Genomic DNA, 19417 nt, shown 5'->3' on the forward strand with positions numbered 1-19417 from the left:
ATCTTCCACTATTTGTTTCATGAACTTTATGAACAAAATTAATTTTAAGTTTTTAAAAAACAATATTTTGAAAACGTTTACATTAAACGTTGTTGTGATTTAATCTAGTAGTACACTTATAAGTTGTAATTTTCCAATATTTTTATGAGAAATGTAAAGGGGGATATAGATGAAAAAAATTATCTTACTTATTTGTATTTTATTTCTAGCAGCATGTTCAAATTCAGCTTCCGGTGGAAATGATTTTCCGACAAAAAATGTGGAAATCGTTGCGCCAGCATCTCCAGGGGGTGGCTGGGATTTAACTGCACGCTCGGTGCAAAAATTGTTGAACGATAATAATCTCGTGGATGCCAATATTAACGTCGTAAATAAACCAGGCGGCGGTGGCGAAGTAGGTTGGCAATACATTCAATCGAAGGATGCACACAATCTTGCAATTAATTCAAGTTTGCTGATAACCAATAATTTATTAGGTACAAGTGATTTAACGCACAAAGATTTTACGCCTTTAGCTACCTTAGCTACTGAATGGCAGGCATTAGCGGTTCCTGTAGATTCTGAATTTAAATCTTTGGAAGATTTAATGAACCAATTCAAAAAAGATCCTAAATCGGTGAAAGTCGGTGTTGGTCCAGCTTTAGGGAATGATGATCATTTGTCTTTTGTTCAAGCTGTTCGTGAATACGATGTAGATCCTAAGAACGTAGATTTCCTTGTTTATGAAGGTGGTGGAGATGTTGTAACTGCACTGCTTGGTGGTCATGTAGGTGTTGTGACTACGTCATTGTCAGAAGTAAAAGAACAGCATCTTGCTGGAAAGGTACGTATCCTTGCAATTTCTTCTGAAGAACGTGTGGAAGGATTAGAAGATGTTCCAACCTATCAAGAAGAAGGACTGGATATCGTGTTCCCGCATTGGCGAGGCATTATGGGACCACCAGATATGACGGAAGAAGAAATCGCCTATTGGGATGAAAAACTTAGTGAAATGGTGAAAACCGATCAATGGCAAGAAGTGATGAAGAATAATGATTGGGAAGGGTTCTATAAGAACAGCTCTGAAACGAAGAAATTTCTAGAAGAACAGACAAAATTGTATCAAGACTTAGTGAATGATTCTGGGTTAGGCCAGTAACTCTCTCGGGATGATAGGAAGGGGGATATTTGTTGAAAGCATTTAAGATAGGGATGCCGATATTTTTAATTCTTTTAAGTGTTTTTTTCCTAGTTGGTTCGTTAAGATTGCCCAAAGCTAATTTGGGCAATCCTTATGGACCACTGTATTTTCCAATTGGTGTAAGTCTATTATTACTTATCTTTAGTATTATTTACTTTATTCAAGAGTTAAGAAAGTTAACGGAAGATAATGAAGCGATCAAAGAGCTTTTTTCCGGTCGAACTCCAAAGCTAATCGGAATTACCATTTTGTTTGCGATTGGATATTCGCTGCTATTTGAGAGGGCGGGCTTTCTCCTTTCTTCCATAGTCTTTTTGGGGGCATTATTATTCCTGATTAATGGGCCGAAGAAATGGATCACCAATCTTGTTGTGGCCGTTATCTTTTCATTTATTTCTTGGTATGCATTCAGTGAGATGCTTGGAGTAAGTTTACCGTAGGAGGTGTAATACCATGGATATGAGTACATTTATGCAAGGGCTAACCACAGCTTTAGAGCCAATGAACCTCCTCTGGATTGTTATTGGTGGGTTTTTAGGGACCATTGTTGGGATGCTTCCAGGTTTAGGACCAGCTACGGCAGTTGCTGTATTAATTCCAGTTACCTTTGGTATGGATCCAGTAAGCGCATTAATTCTTATGGCAGCAATTTATTATGGAGCCATGTATGGCGGGTCGAGAAGCTCGATTTTGCTAAATACGCCTGGTGATGGTTCTGCGATTGCTGCTACATTTGACGGTTATCCCATGGCAAGAAAGGGAATGGCTGGACAGGCGCTTGCAATTTCAGCAGTTGCCTCATTTATTGGCGGACTTATTGCTGTAGCAGGGTTTATTTTATTAGCAGAACCATTAGCCAATTTTGCCCTGAAATTCGGACCAGCAGAGTATTTTTTATTAATGCTACTAACGCTTTCAGCAATCATTTCCTTATCCATTGGAAGAATGGTTAAAGGATTTATCGCGATGTTAATTGGATTAATGCTAAGTACGTTTGGAATTGATACGCAAACTGGCGTATATCGATTTACGTTTGATATTCCTCATTTAAGTGAAGGTATCGATTTCTTAATTGTGATTATTGGAATTTATGCTGTCGGTGAAGTTCTCTATAACTTATTGACAATTGATAAACAGAAGAAGGAAAAGAAAAAGATTGGCAAGGTATGGTTTGATAAAGACCAATGGAAACGTTCGAAATGGCCGATATTACGTAGTGGGCCGATTGGTTTTATTGTAGGAGTTCTGCCAGGTGCTGGCGGATCTATTGCTTCCATGATTAGCTACACAACCGAGAAGCAGATTTCCAAAAAGTCAGAAGAGTTTGGTGAAGGTGCGCCTGAAGGACTTGCTGCTCCGGAATCAGCAAATAACTCTGCCTCTGTTGGTGCAATGATCCCCTTACTGACAATGGGAATTCCTGGTTCAGGTACAACAGCAGTTATGCTTGGCGCTTTAATTATGTTAGGTATACGTCCAGGACCGATGTTATTTGAGAGTGACCCTGGCCTTGTTTGGACATTTGTTAACAGTATGTTTATTGGGAATATCGTACTAGTTATTATTAATATTGCACTTGTTGGACTGTTAGTAAAAATTCTAGATACACCAGCAAAAGTGCTTTATCCAATCATTTTACTACTTGCCTTCATTGGAACCTATACACTTAGTTACAGTGCGATTGACTTTTTCTTGTTAATTATTTTTGGTTATTTAGGTTTACTTTTTAAATTATTTGACTTCCCAATTGCACCATTAGTATTAGCGGTGATTGTTGGATCAGATATGGAACAAAACTTTAGAATGGCAGTTCTATCTTCTAATGGAAGCCTTGGTGTTTTCTTCCAGTCTCCAATATCGATTGGGTTGATCATTTTAACTATTTTATCCCTGTTCTATCCATTGATAATGAAATTAATTCGAAATAGAAAAAGAAAACATGCGTCGGAACAAAGAAAGGGAGCGTAATTGATGAAACAAGCTTATGATGTGATTGTTGTAGGAGCAGGAAATGCTGCATTATGTTCAGCTATTGCAGCAAGCGAACAAGGAGCAAAAGTAGTTGTCTTAGAGAAAGCTCCAAAACATAAACGTGGTGGGAATTCATTTTTTACCGATGGAGCAATTCGTGTTGCATATGAAGACTTTCATCAGATCAGAGAAATCATTCCTGATATTACAGATGAAGAAGCAGATAAGATAGAGATGCCAGTATATACGAAAGACGATTATTATGATGATCTCATGCGAGTTACAGCTGGCAAAAGTGATACCGATCTTGCACACCAATTAGTTGGTTCTTCTTTAGAGACAATTAAATGGATGAGACAACAAGGAGTCGCGTTTGAATTAAATGCTAAAAATCAATCCTTTATCAACGATGGAAAGCGTCATTTCTGGGGAGGATTACCATTAAAAACAAAGAATAAAGGGATCGGTTTAATAGGGCAACTATTCCATCGTATCGATGAACTAGGAATTGATGTGCTTTATGAAGCTCGAGCGATGAAACTTTTAAAAGAAGCAGCCCGTGTTAATGGGGTAGTGGTGGAACATCAGGGAGAAGCTAAAGCGTTACAAGGAGCTAGTGTTGTTTTAGCTTGTGGCAGTTTTGAAGCGGATAAAGAAATGCGAAAACAGCATATTGGCGATGAATGGGAGGCAGCCATTGTCCGTGGTACAGAATTTAACACGGGAGATGGAATTGAAATGGCATTAGCCGTCGGAGCACAGAAATATGGTGAATGGTCTGGCTGTCATTCGATAGGTACGGATTATAATGCACCACGGGTTGGAGATTTTGAAAAGCCTGGGGACATCTTTAAAAAGCACTCGTATCCAATAAGTATTATGCTTAACAAAGATGGGCAGCGGTTCGTAGACGAAGGTGCGGATTTCCGAAACTACACCTATGCCAAATATGGCAAGGAGATATTAAAACAGAAAGATCACGTAGCTTATCAAATCTACGACGTCACATTACGTCCATTATTAAGAGAAGAGTATGATTTAGAAGAAGCAACCAGCTTCCAAGCAGATACACTAGAGGAATTAGTTGATCAGCTTCCAGTAAATAAGAAAGCCTTTATCGAAACCATTTATGAATATAACGATGCTGTTCAAGCAGGAACATTCAATCCATCTATCAAAGATGGTAAGCATACGGAAGGTATTACACCGCCGAAAACAAACTGGGCAGCTAAAATAGAGCAAGGTCCATTCTATGCCTTTCCAGTTACCTGTGGCATTACCTTTGCTTTTGGAGGTTTACATGTAAATACTGATGGAAAGGTATTAGATGAAGATGCACAGCCAATTAATGGCCTCTTCGCTGCTGGAGAAATGGTTGGTGGAATTTTCTATGAAAATTATCCAGGTGGTTCTGGATTAATGTCAGGAGCAGTGTATGGAAAAATTGCTGGAACGGAAGCTGGAAAGTATGTTCAATCTGTTAACGTGATGAAATAAGAAACGATGGGAGGAAAAGCCACCTTATTTGATGGTGGCTTTTTCATTGATTTCTCACTTCTAGACCGTTATTCAAAGGGGTAGGAAGGTATGAAAAAGAATATCCTTTTATGTATTGCCATCATCCTCTATTTGCTTTTTCTACCTAGCTATGTGGATGTTGACATAAAGGTAAAAGCATTCGCTACACTTGTTATTATTCAAATTCTTTGGATGGGAAGAGTTTTTCCTCTAGCCCATAGTTCAATTCTTTTAATGTTGATTCTTTCGTTTCATTTTTTTACATACGAGGAAACACTTGACTTTATCGCTACGGATATTGTCTGGCTAATGTTTTCAATTTTTATCATCTCTCATGCATTTATTAAAACGGGATTAGCAAGTAGAATTTCCTTAATGATGTTAAAGCTTTCCAGGGGATCTGGGAGGCTACTCATCTTAATTGCATATCTTCTGATGTTTATTTTATCGATTATGGTGCCTTCTAATATTGGAAAAGCTAGTTTATTAACTTCTGTATTTGATAGCTTACTAAAAAGTGTACAAAAAATAATAAAAGCAAAAAACTTAGGAAAAGCCTTGTTTATTGGTGTATCTTATCTTACAGCGACGTGTGGTGCATTTGTTGCCACAGGAGCTAGTTCCACTGTATATGCCTACGGGATTATGAGTGGGTTGTCGCCTGACTTAAATTATTTAAATTGGATTCTATACTTTGCTCCACCAATTATTCTATTTGCATTCGTTCTATGGGGGATTTTTCTGTTTGTTTATCCACCCGAAAATATTGATAAAGAGCTATTAAATCAATTAATTAATTCCAAGCTGCGTGAACTTGGAGAAATAAGCCTTTCAGAGAAAAAGATGATCGTTATTATTAGTATAACCGTTGCTTTATGGGCTACACAGCAACTTCATCACGTCTCGATACCATTAATAGGGCTATTAGGAGCGGTGCTTACCATTACTCCTATGGTTGGTGTTTGGAATTGGAACGAAGCAAAACAGGCCATTGATTGGGATATGATTCTATTCTTTGCTTCGACAATCATGGTATCTGGAATGTTAATTGATACAGGAACCATTGATTTGCTTGCGAAGACACTAATGGATGTTTTACCTTTCGAATCATCCATGCTCATTGTAGTTGCTCTACTCATTTTTATTTTATTATTACGAATCATCTTTGTTAACGTACTCGGATTTTTGACGATTGTTTTACCATTGGCATTGACATTAGGAGAGACACTTCCAGGATTTTCATCCATTGTGCTTACGATGGGGGTATTTTTGATTGGTATTCCAGGATTTCTACTCATTACCCAATCGCCTGTCCATTTACTTACCTTCCCATATGGGTACTATTCTGAAAGAGATTTACTACGAGTAGGAGGGATTTCCATCGTTTGCTGGTTGGTTATCATTCTAACTACGATGATGACCTATTGGATATACATAGGGTAGAACAGTAGGTATAGCTTGTGGAGACTGGTTTCTGTTTTCTACAAGCTATTTTTATAGTATTTTGATAAATGGGGAATATGGTCCTTGCTGATTGCTTTTGTGAAAGACAAAATATCTAACAAAAAGGAAATAATTGGTTGAAGGGCATGGAAGATGAATGGTATGATCGACTTAGATAAAACGTTGGTATGAAGACGAGTAAATGAAAGGGCAGTTCCTTACAATTCAATAATTCTCAATTTTCGTTCTTCATTCTAGGCAATTCGCATACAAAGTACAAAAAGGGTTGGTAAATGGGGGAGTTGGATGGGAAAAAAGAAAAAGACAAAAAAAGAAAAATTACCGCTTCGATTAAATATTATTTTCTTTATTATGTTTCTCATGTTTTCCGCATTGGTTCTGCAATTAGGAGTTGTACAAATTCTTAATGGGGAAGAATTTCAGCAGGAAATTGATCGAACAGTTAGAGAAACAACGAAAGAACCAGTGCCTCGAGGGGAAATATATGACAGCAATCATCGGTTAGTTGTTGGGAATAAACCGATATACGCGATTACATATACTCCACAGAAAGGGTTACAAGCGAACGACCGTCTAGAAGTTGCCGAAAAACTTGCAGCATTCATCGATTTAAGTACGGAGGACATTACGGAACGCAATAAAAAAGAATATTGGTATTTAAAAAATAAAGAAGCAGCGGTAGAGCGATTAACGGATAAGGAAAAAAAGGATCTTGATGATACAGAAGAATACAATCTTGCTTTAGAGCGAATTACGGAAAAAGAAATGAATGATTTATCGGAACAAGAAAAGAAAGTAATTGCTATTAAAAAAGAGTTGGATAAGGCTTATGCGCTAACGCCACAAATTGTCAAAAATGAAGATGTGACGATGGAAGAGTATGCAAAGGTGTCTGAAAATCTTGATAAGTTACCAGGAATCAATGCCATTGCAGATTGGAATCGCGATTATCCTTTTAATAATACGTTTAAAAATTTAGCAGGTAACATTACCTCCCAGGATCAAGGGATACCTGCTGATCAAGAAGAACATTTCCTAACAAGAGGGTATAGCCGCAACGATCGAGTCGGTACAAGTGGACTGGAAGAGTACTATGAAGAAGTTCTACGCGGCAGAAAAGAACAGGTTCAATATATAACAAAAAAAGATGGGACGACGATTGATTCAGAAACCGTAGTGGAGGGGAAACCTGGAAAAGACTTGGTTTTAACGATTGATATGGAATTTCAAAAAAAAGTTGACGAAGTGGTAAAACAAGAATTACAAAATACCATTCAAAAACATCCTTACCAGCATCAATTCCTTTCTGATGCCATTGCTGTTGTTATGAATCCGAAAACAGGTGAGTTGCTAGCAGTTAGTGCACAAACACATGATAAGAAGAAGAATGAATATATCAATACTTCTTATAAAGCATTGCATGATTCGTACTTGCCAGGTTCCGCAGTAAAAGGAGCTACTGTATTAGCTGGTTATCAATCGGGAACGATTACGCCAGGTCAAGTTTTCGTTGACCGTACGATAAATATTGCTGGAAGTCCACCGAAAGGCTCCTATCGAACATTGGGATCGGTCAATGATTATGATGCACTCCGATTATCTTCCAATGTTTATATGTTCTATATTGCCTTACAAATGGGGGGGGAGATGAGGCATCCATTTCCAGATGGAAGTAAAGCTAGTTTTAATATGGCTGCTTGGACAGAAATGCGTGGTTATTTCCAACAATTTGGATTAGGAAAGCATACAGGGGTTGATTTCCCCTATGAATCTACTGGTGTAACAGGTGATAATCCATTTAACCCCGGGCTACTCATGGACTTTGCTATTGGCCAGTACGATAATTTCACCGCCATGCAGATGGTTCAATATGTATCGACCATTGCTAATGATGGCTATCGAGTTCGTCCCCATTTCGTCAAAGAAATTCGTAATCCTTCCAACAATGACGAACTTGGTCCAGTATATCGAACAAAAGGCACGGATGTTTTGAATCGTATTGATATGAGTCAGCAGTATATTAATCGAGTAAAGGAAGGGTTTCGACAAGCATTTCATGCAAATGGTGGAACTGGAACCGACTATTTTGGAACAAAAGATTATCGAGGCTATAAAGCAGCGGGGAAAACTGGTACCGCAGAGAATGAATTTTATAGAGATGGCGAGAAGTTAGGAGATACAGAAAATTTATCTTTGGTAGGTTACGCACCGTACGATGATCCGGAAATGGCTTTTGCTATCATTGTACCGCATACCGGAATTGTAGATAATAAATACCCCATTAACCATCGCATAGGTCAAGGAATACTAGATGCTTACTTTGAAACATATAAACCATAGACAAGAAGAGGCGAGACAAAAGTAATTTAAATAAGAGAAATCCGAACGCTTTCCGAGTATACAAGGATTTTTTGGAGAGTAGTTGGGATTTTTTTGTTTCATACATGGAGGATTTTGATGAGGAAAGTAATTGTTACAAATTATCAGGAGCAATGGGAAGAAGGATTTAAAAAAGGAACTGCTAAGCTAGAAAAAGTGTTTAAGGATATACTTATTTCCATTCATCATATTGGGAGCACAGCCGTTAAAGAATTAAAGGCAAAGCCAATTATTGATATATTGCCTGTCGTAAACGCAATTGATCAAGTAGATAGCCATAATCAGAAAATGTATGAATTAGGATATACTCCATTAGGCGAATATGGAATTTCAGGAAGAAGGTTTTTTAAGAAGGGTGTAGATCAACGAACCCATCATGTGCATATATATCAAGCTGGCAATCCGCATATTGATCGACATTTAGCGTTTAGAGATTATTTACGAGCCCATTCACAAACTGCTAAGGAATATGGCGACAAAAAAGAATGGCTTGCAATACAATATCCTTATGATATCGAATCCTACATCAAAGAAAAAGACATGTTTGTTAAACAAATCGAACAACAGGCATTAAAGTGGTATGAAGGCAAGCAGTAATTTATCCCTATTAATGTATGGAACATCCATTGTTATAATGGAGATCGTATTACTTAGGAGAATGAGGTAAGGTATGGGCATAAATGATATTATTATTGTTATTGTGGTTGGTTTTCTTTGTCTTGGGGCGATTGATAAATGCTTTGGCAATAAACTTGGATATGGAAAGCAGTTTACAGATGGGTTAATGACAATGGGGTCACTTACCATAGCAATGGTTGGAATTATCTCCATGGCCCCAGTACTCGCTAAATTACTGACTCCGATAATCGCACCTGTTTATGGGGTTATTGGAGCAGATCCTGCCGTTTTTGCTAATACCATCCTTGCCATTGACATGGGTGGATATGCTTTAGCGCAGGAAATGGCGGAAACCCCAGATGCAGGGCTGTTTGCTTGGGTTTTTTTAGGAACCATGATGGGTCCTACTATTGTTTTTACAATTCCAGTCGCATTGGGAATTATTAAGAAGGAGGATCATCCGTTTTTTGCTAAAGGTATTCTCATAGGAATAATTACGATTCCTTTTGGTTGTTTTGCTGGTGGGTTCCTTGCTGGATTTACTATTCATATGATTCTATTAAATTTACTTCCTACTGTCATATTCTCTGTGATCATTTCTGTTGGTTTATGGAAAATACCTGATAAAATGATTTATAGCTTTTCTATTTTTGGTAAATGTATCGAGGTAATCGCTATTATTGGGCTAACAGCGATTATTATCGAGACGTTGACAGGGATAGTTGTGATTCCTCATTTAACACCACTTAATGAAGGAATACAAATTGTTGGTCAAATTGCGGTATTTTTAGCAGGTGCATTTCCAATGGTCCATTTTATTTCGAAAGCTTTCAAAAAACCGTTATTTATGCTAGGTACACGTCTAGGTATTTGTGATACATCAACTGCTGGATTAGTTGCTTCGCTTGCGCACAGTATTCCGATGTTAACCCTGTTAAACCATATGGATGACAAAGGCAAAGTATTGAATGTAGCTTTTGCCGTCAGTGGTGCTTTTGTATTCGGTGGCCATCTAGGGTTTGTCGCAGGAATTGATAAGGAAATGGTATTTCCGATGATTGTGGGGAAATTTATTGGAGGAATTAGTGCAGTTGTATTAGCGATTTTTGTAATAAAACCGTCTAAACAAGCTTAAAAGTAGAGAGAAGGGATTGCTGTTGATCATTGCATTGCGCTGGCTAGTATTTTTTTTAGGGTTGATGTTATTTAGTTTAGGAATTTCGATCTCTATACAGGTACAGTATCTTGGTATCCATCCTTGGGATGTATTAAATGTTGCATTGTATGAGAAGTTTGGTCTATCGATTGGTTCCTGGGCTATTCTTATTTCCATTCTATTAATTATCATTTCTTGGTTTTTAGATAAGCGTTATATCAAATTAGGTACATTTCTAAATGCTGTCCTTATTGGAGCTTTCGTAGACATTTATTTATTTTTAGACTTTTTGCCAAAAGCAACACACTCGTGGATTGACTATCTTATTATTATCATTGGTATTGTCATTATGGGATTAGGTGGAGGCATCTATAATGCTGCAGGTGTTGGATCTGGACCACGTGACGGATTTATGTTATCGATCTCTGACAAAACAAGCACTTCTGTTGGAAAAGTACGGATTATTACGGAATCAATTGTACTTGTAATTGGATTCATGCTAGGAGGGCCGGTGTTTTTATTTACTTTCCTCTTCACCTTTATACAGAGTCCAATTTTTCAATATACGTATGAACGGCTAAAAAAATGGATCCGTAAATTGGATGAGTTATATCGCCACAAACAAATTTCAAAAATGCGTGCGTAAGGCAGCGATTAGTTAGTAATCGCTGTTTTTTTCAATAATTAAAAGTTTCCTATAATGATGGATAACTAACCAAGTAATCAAGTCTCTAGGGTCTTTAGGATAGAGGACATGCTGAAGTTGGCCTACGATGGGCCGAATTTCGCGGCTTTCATTAATAAATGGTGCTGACGTTATTGTGCAATAACTAAAAATTGATAAATAAGCTTGCCTTTGCACGATAAAATGGTAAAAGTTCTAATGGAAAACGAGAACCGAGCGAAACGTTGCTGCTTTCCATTCTATTTTGTACATTAGACGTTCCCTTTATGAATGCTACAATAAAGAAAATAGATTGGGGGGAAACTTATGTTAAATCAAAAGAGCGCTTCAAAATCCCTATGTAATAAACGGGATCTAATTGCGATGATTGATGAAATATTTTACTATTCAATGGAACAGCATCTGCAACGATTATTGGAAGAAACAGAACGGTTTGCAAAGGATATTCATTTATCTGAAACTTGGTATAATAAACTATATGTCCAATGGTTATGGTGGACGATTTTTTGTATAGAATGCAATTCTACTTCTAGAACTATTTATCAACAATTCTTAGAAAGATCAAGTACTCGTGACTATCCGGAGCCAATTCGACAAGTATTGGGTAAGTGGAAACAGGTGGATGCTGGTTTTTATATAATAGAAACTTCCTATGATAGACCTCATTATATTATGTGTAGAGATTTAGTTGATCATCAAGTTAAGCCTGTTCAATTAGCTAGTACTAGAGTCAACTACCAGATAGGTGACTTGGTAACAGGATTATTACTTCCTTTTCCTGACGGCATGTACTTCTCTCCTAGTAGTTTATGTAAGCTTAGAAGAAAACTATCAACTCCACTTGCTTCTGATATCCAAACAGTGATTCATCCTACAACTTCTTCTCAATGTTCTTCGAATTATCCTATATTATTAAAAACAATCTTACGTTTGGTGGATAGCCCGATATGAAAGCACCTTATAAGACATCTAAAAATGATACGTCTTCCATTATAAAATCGTTAGCTAAAACAAAAATCAGGATTATATTTTTTGAAAAACCAACTTGTTTACGAGAGAAAGATAGTACAATTGATCCGTTCAGGTGATTGATGTAAAGCTTTTTCCAGGTCGTAATCAACAATAACGTCTTGTAGCCAAAACCAACATAAGGCTAGTGCTATTAAAGTCACAATAATTAATATAAATACAATTGTTCTTCCTTTCATGATCTATCCTCCTTCATATGTACATAAGCGTACCAAACCGCTTATCTTATGTAAATATTCTTTTAAAAAGTACTAGAAAATAATAGATGACTTGATTCAATTACTTTTTGTTAACTTCTAGTAAATCAAGCAAATACATAAGAAAATTAAAGAAAACGAAAGAAGAACACGCTTTCTTTCGGTTTTTAATGTCGGGCGATTTATGGTATGATTCATTGGTTATCTGCGGCTCAAGCTACACGAAGGCTTGGAAATCTTAAATAGAAAGAGGTTGAACATTTGAAAGTAGCACAATGGAAACAGGAATGGTTTGGCAATGTCAAGGGTGATGTTTTAGCAGGAATTGTCGTAGCTTTAGCATTGATTCCTGAGGCAATTGCTTTCTCCATTATCGCTGGTGTAGATCCGATGGTCGGTTTATATGCATCGTTCTGCATTGCAGTCGTAATTGCTTTTGTCGGAGGGCGACCGGGAATGATCTCTGCGGCAACAGGAGCAATGGCATTACTCATGGTTGATTTAGTTGCCGAGCATGGGTTGCAGTATTTATTCGCGGCAACTATTCTTACTGGTATGATTCAAATTATATTTGGTATCTGTAAGTTAGCAAAAGCAATGAAATTCGTACCACGTTCGGTGATGGTCGGTTTCGTTAATGCATTAGCTATCTTAATATTCACGGCCCAACTTCCTCATTTTAAAGGAGAAGGATGGATAATGTATGCATTGGTTGGATTAACACTTGCAATTATTTATCTCTTACCACGCATTACTACAGCAGTTCCATCCGCATTAGTAGCAATTGTAGTGGTTACAGCAATTGTAGTCTTAGGGGATATTCAAGTTGGAACAGTCGGAGATATGGGGGCTTTAACACAGCAGCTTCCAGTATTTTTACTCCCATCTATCCCATTTACTTGGGAAACATTGATGATTATCTTTCCTTATGCTTTCGCATTAGCCATTGTAGGTTTGTTAGAATCGCTATTAACCTCAAATATTGTGGATGATATGACGGATACGGAAAGTAATAAACATCGTGAAAGTAGAGGCCAAGGAATTGGGAATATCATTGCTGGTTGTTTCGGAGGAATGGCAGGATGTGCCATGATAGGTCAATCTGTGATCAATGTGAAGTCAGGTGGAAGAGGAAGATTATCAACACTAGTAGCCGGTATTTTCTTGATGTTTTTAATTATTGTATTAGGTGGCTTAGTTGTACAGATTCCCATGGCAGCATTAGTGGGTGTTATGATTATGGTATCTATAGGTACATTTGATTGGTCCTCGATTAGAAATATAAATAGACTGCCGCGTACGGATGCAGCTGTCATGCTGGTTACAGTAGCTGTTGTGGTTTATACACATGACCTATCCAAAGGCGTATTTGCCGGAGTGCTATTAAGTGCGATTTTCTTTGCGGCAAAAATTTCACGAGTGAAAGTAACCAATGAGCTTGTAAATCAGGGACAAAAACGAATTTACTATTTAGAAGGTCAATTATTCTTTGCATCCATCAGTGATCTGCCAGTTAACTTTTACTTTATGGATCAAGTTACGGAGGTAGAAATAAACCTTGAAAAAGCCCATCTCTGGGATGACTCTGCTATTGGGGCATTAGATAAAATTGAGATGAAATTCGAGCAGAATCAAATTGCTGTTTCATTTTCTGGGTTGAACGCTGATAGTCAACAGCTTATGCAACGAATTGGTGGTATTTCCAAAGCCTCTGGTCATTAATATGATAGGATTAGGATAAGAACTATTTTTCTAGAGTTATCAAAGAGGTGAGGCTATTGTTCCAACAAATTTTATTAGCAACCGATGGTTCGGAGCATTCTATTCGTTCAACGAAACAAGCAATTGAACTTGCCAAAAAGTTTTCTGGGACAATTGAACTGATTTATGTAATAGATGGCCAAACAGCGAAATCAGATGTTTTACATGCAGCGGATAAATTTGAGGTAGAACAAAAAAGATTAGAAAAATTAAAAGCGGTTGAAGATATCGTAAGAACGGCAGGGATTAAGTACAAAATAACTATTTTACATGGAGAACCTGGACCAACAATTGTAGCTTATGCTAATGAACAAGCCTTCGATTGTGTTGTTATTGGTAGCCGCGGATTAAATAACCTACAGACATTTATTTTAGGAAGTGTTAGCCATAAGGTAGCTAAGCGAGTAAATTGTCCGGTTCTAATTGTAAAATAAAGCTAGAAGGATGCCTGATTAAAGGCATCCTTCTCTTTGTGTGTAATAAAGGCAATGTGCTAGTAAATTGCTCCATTAATATCATAGTTGTCTAAATCAATCTCATGCTCTTGATCTGTTGCCATTTTTGCTAATTGTGATCCTATATATGGACCCATCGTAAGACCAGTAGATCCTAAACCATTCGTTAAATAAAGTCCTTTAAACTTAGGTATTGGACCGATAACTGGAAGGAAATTTGGCGTTACCGGGCGAAAACCTACCCTCGCTTCCACTATCGTACTGTCAGAAATGCCAGGAGCATATTCCATTGCTTTTGATAATATTTCATGAAGCCCCCCAGCAGTGATACGTGGATCGAACCCTACATTATGTTCATGGGTAGCACCCAGAACAATTCGATTGTCTGGAAAGCTAAGCATGTATTGATTATTAGGTGGTTTAACAACTGGCCATGTAGCTGTTTCTTCATATGGATGAGCTACATGTAATATTTGTGCACGCTGTGCTTCGACTTGAAATTTGATCCCTAATGGTTTCAATAGTTCAGGCATCCAAGCGCCAGTAGCGGCAATAACTGAATCAGCAGGTAATTTTTGATTATCTACGATCGCTCCAATCACCTTATGTCCAGCAACGTTTAATTCGGCACTTCCATTGATAAAAACAGCACCATGTTTTTGTGCACCGTTTAATAAAGCATCTCGCAGTTTTTGGCCATTTACACGAGCAGCACCACTTACGTAAACAGAGCTATAGTTGTTATCCAATAATTTGAATTTACGCTTTGTTTGTTCAGGATCTAGTATTTCAATATGTCCTATTTCTGGTGCGTCTATTTTTCTTTTTTCTGCTCTTTCTTTCATAGCAATCAATTTCTGTTCATCTTTATGAAGATGAAGTGCACCCACTTGATCATATCCTATGTCACCTTCACCATCTTTGGCAAGAGCATCTACAAGGCTTGGATAGATGCGAGCCCCTGCTTTTACAAGCTGATACCAAGCCTTATTTCTGCGTTGAGACAACCACGGGCAAACAATACCAGCCGCAGCATCTGTAGCTTGGCCATTATCTGAACGATCGATAATAGTGACTTCATGGTTGGCTTTAGCAAGGTAGTAGGCAGCAGAAGCTCCAGCTATACCTCCACCTACTACAATGATCTTCTTTTTCATTTATTTGTTTTCTACTATACGCTTTATTGCTTTAATTTGGCCAAGATGTTCTGCTTCGTGATGAATAATCATTGCATAAATATCACCATATGTTTTGAAGTTACCAAACGGTAATGTATAGGGTAAATCTTTTGCAAGGAATTCCTCTGTCAATTCTTCAATACGTGGTGCTTGTGCTTCCAAATCTTTAATCAGATTCGCTAGGCTAGGTACGCTCTCAGGCCAATCGGCCGGTTTCGTACCAGTCGCAAATAAGTCATTATAGTATTCTGGCAGCTGATTGGTTTGTTTTGGAAAGCCGAATAATAGACTTTCTGCGGTTACAAGAATATGGCCGATATGCCAATGAATGTTGTTATTAAATTCTTTTGGCTGCACATCAATCACTTTAGTGTCTAAGTTCTTAATAAATGAAAGTAAACTTCCCCGTGTAAATGAAAATTGATTAATCATTTAACTTCGCCTCCAATTCAAAAATAACTCTATCTATCATGATAAAAATAATTACGGAAAAAGTAAACTATTTGAAGGGTTTACAAGAAGAATCAAGAATTAATTATCAAGAGGACTAGCGAGGAATGGGAATGAACAAATCATATAGCTCGCTATTTTATGTCTTCCTGAAAATACAATGGTGGAGGATAATAATGGAAAATAAATGCAGCAGAATTGGAATAATAATGTCTATAAGATTATGGTTTTTATGAGGATCAAGCAATACCAGAAATAACTGAAACGTCCATAAAGGGATATTTTATGATTAATCTTCAAGATCGTCGAGACTATCCATTAAATCCAGAGTTACATGTGGTAAATATTAGTACTGAGCAAGCAATTGAACTTACGTATCAAAAACAGAAGCTTTAACTAATGGAATGCTATCATAATCGACGTATCTAGATCTTTTGAACAGTTGTTCAAAATAAAGGGAGTTTTAATATGAAGCGGAAAAAGACAAAGAGAAGCTGGGGGTGGTTTGGCTGGACAATATTGAGTGTTGTGTTAGTCACCATTATTGGTTCAACTGTGTTTTTCTTTACCATCTTTCAATTCAATATCTCCTCTCTATTTCAGGAAAGCGAGGCAGCCAATAATTCGGAAGTGAATGAAGAAAATTCACAGCAAAATAATGATGAAACATCTAAAAATATTGAGCATGTACAAGAAACTGTAGGAAAACAACATCAGGTAATTGGTACATTTATTTCTGAGACACATGCATTTTATAATGAGACGACAGGTTATGGTGGTATAAATAATTTGGATTGGGATGAACAACAATCAAAAGCAAAAACGATACAATCCCAAATCCATTTGCAATTAAGGGACGTGAAAAATGAATCACTAAAGAATGATTTGGAGAAGGTGAATGTTTTTGCAAAACGTGTCGTCAAAGACCAATCAGTCGAAGCTGTTCAGAGTCTACATCGATATTTTCATGATTTAGACATCGCTTTAAATGAATACAACGGGTATGACAAAATTTGGAATATCACCGAAACATTAGCAGAAACAGACTAAATAAAACGCTATTCAATTTCCTTGAATTTTGATAAGCTATTATTGGTAGAAGCTTAATAGAAGGAGAATGATCATGGGAAAAACGTTAATTTTTGGCCATAAAAATCCAGACACTGATACAATCTGTTCGGCGTTAGCTTATGCTGATTTAAAGAATAAACTTGGAATTCCGGCAGAGCCAGCAAGATTAGGTTCCGTTAATAAGGAAACCCAATTTGCATTAGATTATTTTAAAACGGAAGCTCCACAACGCATTGAAACAGTGGACAATGATGTAAGCGAAGTTATACTTGTCGATCACAATGAATTCCAACAAAGTGTAGATAATATTAAGGATGTACGTATTGCAGAAGTAGTTGATCATCATCGAATTTCTAATTTTGAAACAAGTGAACCACTTTATTTTCGTGCAGAACCAGTAGGTTGTACAGCCACTATTCTAAATAAAATGTATAAAGAAAATAAAATAGAGGTCACAAAAGATATTGCTGGTCTTTTAGTTTCAGCAATTATTTCCGATTCATTATTACTCAAATCACCAACATGTACAAAAGAAGATGTAGATGCTGCTTATGAATTAGCTGAAATTGCTGGCATCAACCTTGAAGCGTACGGTTTAGAAATGCTTCAAGCTGGTGCAGACTTAAGTGATAAATCTGTAGCCGAATTACTTACGATGGATGCAAAAGAATTTTCTATGGAGGATGCAAAAGTAGAAATTGCTCAAGTCAACGCGGTGGATACGGCGAAGATTTATGCGCTTCAAGATGAGATTAATCCAGAAATAGAAAAAATCATAAACGAAAAAAATCTTGATTTATTCTTGTTTGTTGTAACAGATATTCTAAATAATGATTCAGAAGTGTTGGCACTTGGAAATGGCAAAGCGAAAGTGGAAGAAGCATTTCATGTTCGTTTAGATAATAACAATCGTGCCTTGCTTAAAGGTGTTGTCTCACGTAAAAAACAAATTGTTACTGCTTTAACAGATGCATTCACAAAATAGAATGTTTTTCGTAAAAAGTGAGAGCTTTTAGGCATTCGACTTTTTTACTGTGCTAAGCGACGGGTTACTTCAGCTAACTAAACATAGTAATATTTTGGCTTTCTGCGCTCTATTTAGCTGTTGTAGGATGGAATTCACTGATTTTATTTATCCCATACATTTATGATTAAGCGACAAGTCAAATGTTCGGTCGATGAATAAATGAGAATACTACCTCAAATGCTATGTAGTGTGAAAGGAGGAAGTTATCCATGGGAGGTAAGCCAAAAGGACCGAAGCAGCAAGAGCATCCTAATTTGCCACAAAGCCCCAAACAGCCATATGGTGAACCATTAAGTGGTTCTAAGAAAGTAAAGAATGCAAATCACTCGAGACAAAAGCATAACCCGCATCATGGTCTTTAGTATCAAGGTATCCTGTTTTAGGATACCTTGTTTCTTTTATATCATTCTCATTGTAATTACATATATAAATTAATTCATGTATAGGATGGAACAGGGGGATGATCTAGTTGTGGAAGGATTTTAAAGAATTTGCATTTAAGGGTAATGTAATTGATTTAGCTATAGCGGTGGTGATTGGCGCGGCATTTAGTGGTATCGTTTCATCCCTAGTGGATAATATCATTACTCCATTGATTGAAATCCTCTTAAATGGGATGGACTTTACCGATTTAACTTATACGATTGGAAATGCAGAGATTTTATATGGCATGTTTATTCAGTCTGTTGTAGATTTCTTTATTATTGCTTTGTCTATTTTTTTCATTATCCGCTTGTTTATGGCATTTAAACGTAAAAAAGAGGTAGAGGTGATTAAGTTATCATCAAAAGCAAACCCTCAAGAAAAACTGCTTAAGGAAATTAGAGATATATTGAAAGAAAAAAATAAATAAAAGGAGGTAAGATATGGAAATTAGAGCTTATGGGCCAATTTCGAGAAAAGTTGGCTAAGGTTGCAGGGTTCTTTTTTCGAAACTACTTATTTTGATCATGCTTTACATCAAAAAGAGACATACAAAAATCCGGAAATTGAATGTGAGTTATGCTTATAGATGAGCAAGTAGTGGGGATTATTGATGTTGAATATGAGTTAGCATGAAATAAATGGGTTTAACCATGTATTCTCTTATTTATAAGTTACATGGAGGGCGAAACAGAATTAGGAGCCATTACAACCAGTTCAAGCTTGGGCACACTGCACAAGAAAGGACGAGTCAACTATACATTCTACTTTCAATCGTTACCTAAATGTAGCAATTTTGAAAAGCGTTTAAATGAAACCGTGACGAATTAACATTAGCAATAAATAAGCATAAAG

Annotated in this window: 19 protein-coding genes; 16 read left to right on the plus strand and 3 right to left on the minus strand. The window is 37.0% G+C overall.

The window, feature by feature from the left end:
• The first annotated feature begins 169 nt into the window (after positions 1 to 169).
• From M948_RS38900 to M948_RS38945, 10 genes are all read left to right on the plus strand, one after another.
• Positions 170 to 1138: a tripartite tricarboxylate transporter substrate binding protein gene (locus M948_RS38900; RefSeq protein ID WP_021291980.1), complete on the plus strand. Its 969-nt coding sequence runs from the start codon at positions 170 to 172 to the stop codon at positions 1136 to 1138.
• Positions 1139 to 1170: 32 nt separating this feature from the next.
• Positions 1171 to 1620: a tripartite tricarboxylate transporter TctB family protein gene (locus M948_RS38905; RefSeq protein ID WP_021291981.1), complete on the plus strand. Its 450-nt coding sequence runs from the start codon at positions 1171 to 1173 to the stop codon at positions 1618 to 1620.
• Positions 1621 to 1639: 19 nt separating this feature from the next.
• Positions 1640 to 3148 (plus strand): tripartite tricarboxylate transporter permease, encoded by a 1509-nt coding sequence (locus tag M948_RS38910; protein WP_038246067.1) that lies wholly within the window; start codon positions 1640 to 1642, stop codon positions 3146 to 3148.
• 3 nt (positions 3149 to 3151) lie between these two features.
• A complete protein-coding gene (gene tcuA / locus M948_RS38915; RefSeq protein WP_021291983.1) occupies positions 3152 to 4648 on the plus strand; it encodes an FAD-dependent tricarballylate dehydrogenase TcuA in 1497 nt (498 codons plus the stop codon).
• 90 nt (positions 4649 to 4738) lie between these two features.
• Positions 4739 to 6112 carry an SLC13 family permease gene (locus tag M948_RS38920; RefSeq protein WP_021291984.1) on the plus strand — a complete coding sequence of 458 codons (1374 nt, stop codon included), beginning with the start codon at positions 4739 to 4741 and terminating at the stop codon, positions 6110 to 6112.
• Positions 6113 to 6418: 306 nt separating this feature from the next.
• Positions 6419 to 8473, plus strand: coding sequence for a peptidoglycan D,D-transpeptidase FtsI family protein (locus tag M948_RS38925; RefSeq protein ID WP_021291985.1), 2055 nt, complete (start codon positions 6419 to 6421; stop codon positions 8471 to 8473).
• A 117-nt stretch (positions 8474 to 8590) separates the two neighbouring features.
• Positions 8591 to 9109 carry a GrpB family protein gene (locus M948_RS38930; protein ID WP_021291986.1) on the plus strand — a complete coding sequence of 173 codons (519 nt, stop codon included), beginning with the start codon at positions 8591 to 8593 and terminating at the stop codon, positions 9107 to 9109.
• Between the two features lie 73 nt (positions 9110 to 9182).
• On the plus strand, positions 9183 to 10265 hold the full coding sequence (gene eutH / locus M948_RS38935) for an ethanolamine utilization protein EutH (RefSeq protein WP_021291987.1): 1083 nt from the start codon (positions 9183 to 9185) through the stop codon (positions 10263 to 10265).
• A gap of 22 nt (positions 10266 to 10287) precedes the next feature.
• Positions 10288 to 10932: a YczE/YyaS/YitT family protein gene (locus M948_RS38940; protein WP_021291988.1), complete on the plus strand. Its 645-nt coding sequence runs from the start codon at positions 10288 to 10290 to the stop codon at positions 10930 to 10932.
• 345 nt (positions 10933 to 11277) lie between these two features.
• Positions 11278 to 11922: a hypothetical protein gene (locus tag M948_RS38945; protein WP_021291989.1), complete on the plus strand. Its 645-nt coding sequence runs from the start codon at positions 11278 to 11280 to the stop codon at positions 11920 to 11922.
• Between the two features lie 98 nt (positions 11923 to 12020).
• Here M948_RS38945 and M948_RS43285 read toward each other — a convergent pair whose 3' ends face one another.
• Positions 12021 to 12179: a hypothetical protein gene (locus M948_RS43285; RefSeq protein ID WP_021291990.1), complete on the minus strand. Its 159-nt coding sequence runs from the start codon at positions 12177 to 12179 to the stop codon at positions 12021 to 12023.
• 279 nt (positions 12180 to 12458) lie between these two features.
• Here M948_RS43285 and M948_RS38950 point away from each other — a divergent pair, with 279 nt between their 5' ends.
• Positions 12459 to 13919, plus strand: a complete 1461-nt coding sequence (locus tag M948_RS38950) for a SulP family inorganic anion transporter (protein ID WP_021291991.1) — start codon at positions 12459 to 12461, stop codon at positions 13917 to 13919.
• A gap of 47 nt (positions 13920 to 13966) precedes the next feature.
• A complete protein-coding gene (locus tag M948_RS38955; RefSeq protein ID WP_306465041.1) occupies positions 13967 to 14392 on the plus strand; it encodes a universal stress protein in 426 nt (141 codons plus the stop codon).
• A 59-nt stretch (positions 14393 to 14451) separates the two neighbouring features.
• Here the strand turns inward: M948_RS38955 and M948_RS38960 are convergent, their stop codons facing one another.
• Together M948_RS38960 and M948_RS38965 are read right to left on the minus strand one after the other, a co-directional pair.
• Positions 14452 to 15570 (minus strand): NAD(P)/FAD-dependent oxidoreductase, encoded by a 1119-nt coding sequence (locus tag M948_RS38960; RefSeq protein ID WP_021291993.1) that lies wholly within the window; start codon positions 15568 to 15570, stop codon positions 14452 to 14454.
• Complete coding sequence (locus tag M948_RS38965) at positions 15571 to 16023, minus strand: DinB family protein (protein WP_021291994.1); 453 nt, start codon at positions 16021 to 16023, stop codon at positions 15571 to 15573. It abuts the gene before it with no gap.
• Positions 16024 to 16509: 486 nt separating this feature from the next.
• On the opposite strand from M948_RS38965, the gene M948_RS38970 reads away from it, so the two are divergent.
• The 4 genes from M948_RS38970 (at position 16510) to mscL (ending at position 18992) form a co-directional block, all read left to right on the plus strand.
• Positions 16510 to 17091, plus strand: coding sequence for a hypothetical protein (locus M948_RS38970; RefSeq protein WP_021291996.1), 582 nt, complete (start codon positions 16510 to 16512; stop codon positions 17089 to 17091).
• Between the two features lie 73 nt (positions 17092 to 17164).
• Complete coding sequence (locus M948_RS38975) at positions 17165 to 18097, plus strand: manganese-dependent inorganic pyrophosphatase (RefSeq protein ID WP_021291997.1); 933 nt, start codon at positions 17165 to 17167, stop codon at positions 18095 to 18097.
• Positions 18098 to 18348: 251 nt separating this feature from the next.
• The gene (locus tag M948_RS38980) at positions 18349 to 18501 is read left to right on the plus strand and encodes a small acid-soluble spore protein P (RefSeq protein WP_021291998.1); all 153 of its coding nucleotides are present in this window, start codon (positions 18349 to 18351) and stop codon (positions 18499 to 18501) included.
• A 107-nt stretch (positions 18502 to 18608) separates the two neighbouring features.
• The gene (gene mscL, locus M948_RS38985; RefSeq protein ID WP_021291999.1) at positions 18609 to 18992 is read left to right on the plus strand and encodes a large conductance mechanosensitive channel protein MscL; all 384 of its coding nucleotides are present in this window, start codon (positions 18609 to 18611) and stop codon (positions 18990 to 18992) included.
• Positions 18993 to 19417 lie beyond the last annotated feature (425 nt).

Source organism: Virgibacillus sp. CM-4 (assembly GCF_000445495.1).
Taxonomy (GTDB): Bacteria; Bacillota; Bacilli; order Bacillales; family Amphibacillaceae; genus Virgibacillus; species Virgibacillus salexigens.